This window comes from uncultured Mucilaginibacter sp. (assembly GCF_903913935.1).
Taxonomy (GTDB): domain Bacteria; phylum Bacteroidota; class Bacteroidia; order Sphingobacteriales; family Sphingobacteriaceae; genus Mucilaginibacter.
Genome location: NZ_CAIWNH010000314.1, coordinates 1 through 7038 on the forward strand (window position 1 = coordinate 1; position 7038 = coordinate 7038).

Sequence of the window (7038 nt, forward strand, 5' to 3'; positions counted from 1 at the left end):
AAACCGCAATACTGATAATACAAATTTAACCTTTACATCCCCTTAATATGTAATACTATTTTTACATTTATTAATTCTATATTTATACATTTTAATGCATTATAATGTATTTTTCAGGCAATAAATTCCCACATATGTTATATTATTAACATATTAAGAATTATTAATACATTTGTTATTGTTGTTTGCTCTTATATATAAAAACTCCTTCCATAGCTATATGTCTCCCTGAATTCACGCGGGATACATTGTTTTTTGCGTTTAAAAATTCTGTTAAAATTGGATATGTTATTAAAGCCGCATTTGTAGGCTATCCCGGCTATATGTGCGTCGGTATCAATCAACATCCTTGATGCGTGACCCAGTCTAATCTCATTCAGGCTTTCGATAAAAGTTTTACCGGTTCTTTTTTTAATAAACCGGCTGAACGATACCTGGGGCATATTGGCTATGCGGGCAACTTCGGCAAGCGTTATCTGCTTATCGTAGTTGTTGTGCATATATTCAAACACTTTTTCAATCCGCCTGCTTTTAAAACAGAAGTTTTGATCCGAAAAGCCGGTATCTGACAGTAATTTAATATTTGACGAAACCGATAAAGAATGAAGTATGGATAGTAATTCCAAAACCGCATCAAACCTGCTTTTTTGGTTCAGATCCAAAATCCTGTTTACAAGCCCCATCGTGGTCTCCCGTGAAAAGAGAATCCCTAATTGGGCATTATTAAACATATTTTTAAGTATGCTGGCCTGGTTTCTGTTTAAAAAATTTTCGTCAAAAAGGTCTTTATGAAACTGAATGGTTACTTCCTGTATTTCGGTTGAAGTACATTGGTGTAAAAACCAGGCATGGTAAATATTGGGCCCGATAAAAACAAGCTCCATATCATCAATAACCCCAATACTACCGCCAACAATACGCTTTGCACCTTTGGCATTTATAATAAGGTTAAGTTCATATTCATCATGGTAATGCAAGGGAAAATCAAAATCCTTTTTCACCCTTGAAGAAATGGTAAAACAATCACCCGCATTTAAGGATGTTGTTTCGCGCATTACTTTTTGTGTGTTTATTGTATTATACATGATTAAAATAATTTGACCGTTTGTATATAGTTCCCTTATTTAATTTCTTTTAAACTATCTCAGCTTTATCTTATATTTTTACTGTTAGTGATTTTCCGTTGTATACAATTGTCTTATCTGCATTTCCTGTAACAGCTTCCCCGATTCCATGACCCGGGCTAACCAATACAATATTGAATTTCTGCTGTTTCTGCATCCCGTTATAACCGCCCTTTGTTTCACCTATTGTTAGCTGATGCAGCTTATCTTTCCATGAAATAGTAAAGAGCGCATACTTTCCTTTTTCATAATTGTAGTTGTCATTTTCGTCCTGGTAAACAGTAAACCTGCCATCAGCACCGGGGTAAATGCGCAATTCAAGAGGCTTTGATGATTTTTGAGTGGCATACTCCACTTCGGGGCCCATAGGTATAACAGATCCTGCTTTTACATACAATGGCAAAATATCTATGGGCGATTCAGCATCAATTGTTTGCCCGCCCGTGATGGCTTTACCCGTCCAGAAATCAAACCAGGAAGCCTTTGGCATGTACACTTTGCGGGTTTTTGCTTTTGCTTCACCGGCCCCTGTATATAATTGTTCAGTAACCGGGTTTACCATAAATGCCGGGCCGAACATATATTGATCAGGTATACCGTAAACATTTACGTCACTCCTGAAATCAAAGGCCAGCGAACGCATTATGGTATAGTTATGTAAGGTTACACCAGCTGCCATTGAATATATATATGGCAACAACCGGTAACGCAGGTTATCAAATTTCAGCAAAATGTCTTTAGTGGGTTGGTCCCAGTTATTTGAGAACAGCGCCCTTTCGCCTTTACCATGTATGCGGAATATAGGTGAGAAGGCTCCGAACTGGAACCAGCGGGTAAACAGTTCCCTGTTTTTAGGCTCTGACCAGGTAGGGATACCATCCGGATCGACCCTGGATAAATAGCCACCAATATCCGATGTCCAGTAAGGAATACCGGATGCACAGGCATTTATTCCCTGTGGCACCTGGTTTTTAAAGGCTTTAAAAGTGGTGGTAATATCTGATGACCAAAGCGTGGTAGCACTTCGTTGTGAACCTGCAAACGCCTGCCGAACTAAAAAGAAAGCCCGCTTGTTGGTCATATCACTTCTCCAACCCTTATAAAGGCCTTTCGCGTGCTCCAGGGCATAGGTATTAAAATAGTCAATCCCTTTACCAACTGAAAAATCGGCTTTGCGGCGCTCATCAAGCAAAGTTCCATTGTCAGGCTCGCATTGGTCAACCCACCATGCATCCCAGTCAAACCGCTTTACTACGCTATCTCTGGCCTGAGCCCAATAAAGGTCCCTGGCTTTGGGGTTATGGGCATCGTAATAGGTATCAAAAGTATGTGCGAAAAAATTATCCCATTTGATGCTTGTCAAAAAGCCCTTTTTCTTTTGCGCTTCGTAATTCGCGCTGCCATCACCAAATAAAGGCCAGATGGATATCATCGCATGGAAATTCGCCCTGTGCAGTTCGTTTACCATTGCTTTCGGATCGGGGTACCTATCATGGTTCATTATGTGAGAACCGATCGGCAGCGGCGACCACCAGAACCAATCCTGTACGATAGCATCTACCGGGATATGGTTATTGCGGTAACCATCTTTCACACTTAAAACCTCGGCCTGTGTTTTATACCTGTCCTGCGATTGAAAGAGCCCGAATGACCATTTTGGGTACATCGGCGCCTTGCCTGTAGCTATTCTGTACAAATCAATGATGTGGTCAAAATCGGGGCCGTAAAAAAAATAATAATCTACTTCCCTCCCGCTTTCCGATACATATTTAAATTGGGTGTTATCAGCTTCGGAGCCATAAAAATCCGAGGCGGAATAATTATCCCATAACAGACCGTATCCTTTTGTTGAGAGTAAAACAGGGATGGCGCCAGTCATGTATTTGATCAGCATTTGCTGGTTACGTCCTTTGTAATTGATGGAAAGCGAGTCTTCAGGATGGCAGCCCAAACCAAACAGCGCTTCGTCCTTAGGCGAATTGAATTGTGTACTTACGCTATAGGTTTTTATCCCTGCAACGGTTGCTTCAGTAAGAGACTTATTACCGGCAGCGGCCTCGCCGGTTATTATGTTACCCTTAATATCTCTATAGCTAATCGCATTAGTTGCCTTATCGATAACAATTTTCAGTTTCGAAGTAGCAATAACGATCTCGCCTTTTTGTTCACTTACTTTAAAAGGTGTATTTTTTGCCCAGGCATTATTAACAACAAGCGATGTTTTTTGGGGGAAGGCATTAAATATGGTGTACTTAACCTCAACAATGTCGTCGGCACAAATCTTTATTTTGATGAGCCCGGTATTGAGCTTTATGGTTATACCGTCAGCTTCTTTCCGGTACGATTTAACAGCTGCTTTGGCATTATATGCTGACGCTGCATAAATGAGTACTATCAAAAAACTGCAGGCTTTTTGCCTGGCAGACTTAAAGTTCTTGTTAAGCATAATTTTAGAAGGTGTTATAATTGCAACCGGGGGTTACCGATCATGCTTGTAAAGCTATTGGTTAATGATTTTTTAAAATGATACAAAAGTTTCTATTTAAGATAAAAATGTTAACCAAAGGTGCTTTAAAGTGCATTTCGGGGGTATTTATGCAATTTTTAAAAAAAACAGCAAAAATTATGGCCGGTAATAAAAGGAGAATACCGTCGTTGACAGGCTACCGTAAATGAACAGGCAAATAGAAATTATCGTTTACGGATTTGAATAAAAAAATAACGTTTATCTGCAAACCAAAGAAATTTGCGCCGTGCACTTAAACATATTAACACACAAAAAAAACAGCAATTATTTTGATGTTTTTGGGGATTAGGAGAAGTTGCCGGGCAATTAGATATAGCTAATTTTTTTACGCAGGTACAGGAGAAATACCATCAATACTTAATCAACTTCCTCAAGTATCTCTTTTTCCTTTTTACGCATTTCGGTAACATATTCTGAAGGCAGCATACCATATTCATCTTTAAACACCTTCGAAAAATAATTGGGGTTATTAAAGCCTGACTCATAGGCAACGCCTGCGATGTTAAGTTTACTTTTTTCCAGTAACTGAATCGCCCTTTTTAAGCGAATAGTCCGGATACAATCAACCGGTGTTTTACCCGTAAGGGATAACATGCGTTTATAAAGTGAGATCCTGCTCAATGACAGATGTCTGCTTAACTCCTCGACAGAGAAATTCGGATTGGTTATATTATTCTCGATGCACGAAAAAACATTCTTCAAAAATCTTTCATCTTCCGACACAACCGCTATATCCTGTGCATTAACTTCAACCTGCTTCTGGTAGGTTTTTTTCAAAGTTTTTTGCATCAGCAAAAGGCCATTGATTTTTGAAAGCAATATTTGAAAGTTAAAAGGCTTACTGATATAATCATTGGCACCATTGGTAAGCCCCGCAAGCTGGTTTTCTTCATCAGTTAATGCAGTTAATAAAATAATGGGGATATGTTCAGTACGTTTATCCCTCTTTATTTTTTTACAAAGGTCTATCCCGTTCATCTCCGGCATACTTACATCGCTCACTATCAGGTTGGGGTGCAAAGCAAGCGCTTTTTGCCAGCCGTCTTTACCGTTTACTGCTTCAACTATGGAGAAGTTATGTTTCAGGTTATCCTTTAAATAAAACCTAAGGTCGTCATTATCTTCAATCAATAAAATAACAGGCTTCTTAGATGTCATACGTGAACTATCCTCCGGTTTAGCTATCGCGGGCTGTTCAGGTAACAGCGTGCTCTTTTCATATTCTACATCTACCGGCAATTGAACGGTGAAACAAGTTCCGTTTCCGGGTTCACTTTCAATACTGATTTCCCCGCCGTGCATTTTAACAAATTCCCTTGTGATTGATAAGCCTATCCCGCTGCCCTGGTTCAACAAACTTTCCGGCATATTGTCCTGAAAAAAGCGTTCAAAAACTTTATCATGTATTTCCTTCGGTATCCCGATGCCTGTATCAATTACTTTTATTTCTAAAAGCTGTTGCTCATCCGCAGCTGCGTTCTCTTTAACAAGGCTAATAAAAACACTTACATTACCACCCGAAGCCGTGAATTTAAAGGCGTTTGAAAGCAGATTAAATAACACCCTTTCAATTTTTTCCCTGTCAAACTTAATAATCACCGATTCTATGTCGCTCTCAATTAAATAATCCACATGGTTTTGGTCAGCAATATCAGTAAACGAAGCAGATACCTCTTTTATAAATTGGATAATATCACCCTTGCTCAAATTTAACTTCAACTCCTTAAACTCCATCTTCCTGAAATCCAGCAATTGATTCACCAGGTTTAACAGGCGCCTGCCGTTTCTTTTGATCATCGTTAAATGATGCTTTTGTCCGGGATCGTCGACTCCTTTAATTAAATTATCAATTGGTGAGATAATTAATGATAAAGGTGTCCTGAATTCATGACTCACATTGGTAAAAAACTTTATCTTCATCAGGTCGAGCTCATGCATGCGCCTGGCTTCTTCTCGTTCCTGGGCTATTTTACGTTCAGATTCAAGTTTATCCTGTTTGATCTTAAATTCCCGCTTTAATTTCAATATGCCTTTGTGCCTGATGTAAAACAACAGGCAAATAACAGAGAGGAAATAAAGGGCATATGCGATCGGCGACTTCCAGAATGGCGGCAATACTTTAATATTAAGTGCAATGATGCTGCTATTTTTAGGATCGTTAATATTACTGGCCCTTACTTTAAATACATAGTCACCGGCATCAAGGTTGGTGTAGGTGGCCTTGCGGATATCATTTGAAGCCGAAAGCCATTGCTTATCGAAGCCATCCAATTTATATTGATAAATAATCTTGTCAGGATTAAAATAATCACAATCGGCAAATTCAATGCTAAAATCGTTTTCGTTATGGGTTAACGTTAAATCCCGGGTATCAGTTATTGATCTTTTTAACACCACATTGCCATTAACAGTATCCCCGGCGGCAACACTTTTATTGAATAGCTGAAAATCGGTAAATAATAATTGGGGCTTACTTTTTACAATATTGATACTTTTGGGATCGAAAATATTAAAGCCATGTGCGCCGCCAAATATCATCAGTCCCTTTTTTGTTTTAAAGGCTGCGCATGCATTAAATTCTTTTCCCTGCAAGCCGTCAAATTCATCAAACTTATTGATCTGAAACTTATAACTGGTGCCGGTTTGCGTATAATTTATCCGGGCCAGCCCATTTTTTGTGCTGATCCATATCGATCCATCTTTATCCTCCAACACGTTTAACACGTTGTTTCCAGGCAGCCCTTTTGTTTCATCCAGGTTATGAAATTCATTGGTGCGGGTATTAAAAACACTTAAACCGCCTTTAGTACCTATCCAGAATAATCCTTCCTTGTCTTGTATAATGCAGTTTACATCATTGGCTACCAAACTATTGGGATTTTTAGGCTGATTAAAATAATGTTTTGCCTTATTTTTCCCTTTTTCTATAAAGTCTAACCCTTTGTCGCGCCCTATCCAAATATTTTTTTGTTTGTCCTCATAAATAACTGCTGTATAATTAGACAGCATTTGATAATTTGGATGTAAAAAGCTATTTGTCTCTCTGTTGAAAACATTGGTACTGCCTGCAAAAGTCCCTACCCATAATTTATTTGATGAATCTTCGGTAATGGAATACACCCTGTCATCCGAAATGCTTGATGGGATATTATCATTATGCCGGTAATGGGTAAACTTGTTCCCGTCAAAACAATCCATACCGCCAAAATAGGTACCAATCCATAGTTTATGCTCGTGGTCAATGCATAAACAGATCACTACATCATTTGTTAAACTATTCGGATCGTTTGAATTGTGTTTGTATTGGGTATATTTTTTGGTGATGGAATTGTAATTGATCAACCCTCCCCCATTTGTTCCGATCCATAAAGCCCCATTGGCATCATC

The 7038-nt window shown here is 38.8% G+C and carries 3 protein-coding genes; all 3 read right to left on the reverse strand.

The features are described from left to right. Nucleotides 1-191: 191 nt before the first annotated feature. Nucleotides 192-1085 carry an AraC family transcriptional regulator gene (locus QZY09_RS12270; RefSeq protein WP_295672775.1) on the reverse strand — a complete coding sequence of 298 codons (894 nt, stop codon included), beginning with the start codon at nt 1083-1085 and terminating at the stop codon, nt 192-194. A gap of 70 nt (nt 1086-1155) precedes the next feature. Continuing rightward, entirely contained in the window at nt 1156-3570 is a 2415-nt protein-coding gene (locus QZY09_RS12275; RefSeq protein ID WP_295672777.1) for a TIM-barrel domain-containing protein, read from the reverse strand. A 438-nt stretch (nt 3571-4008) separates the two neighbouring features. Continuing rightward, on the reverse strand, nt 4009-7038 hold a 3030-nt coding region (locus QZY09_RS12280), incomplete at its 5' end, for a hybrid sensor histidine kinase/response regulator transcription factor (RefSeq protein ID WP_295672779.1).

Excerpts from the sequence above, each read along its gene's own strand:
- QZY09_RS12270 (WP_295672775.1), bottom strand. The coding sequence starts at position 1,085 with ATGTATAATACAATAAACACACAAAAAGTAATGCGCGAAACAACATCC.
- QZY09_RS12275 (WP_295672777.1), bottom strand. The coding sequence starts at position 3,570 with ATGCTTAACAAGAACTTTAAGTCTGCCAGGCAAAAAGCCTGCAGTTTT.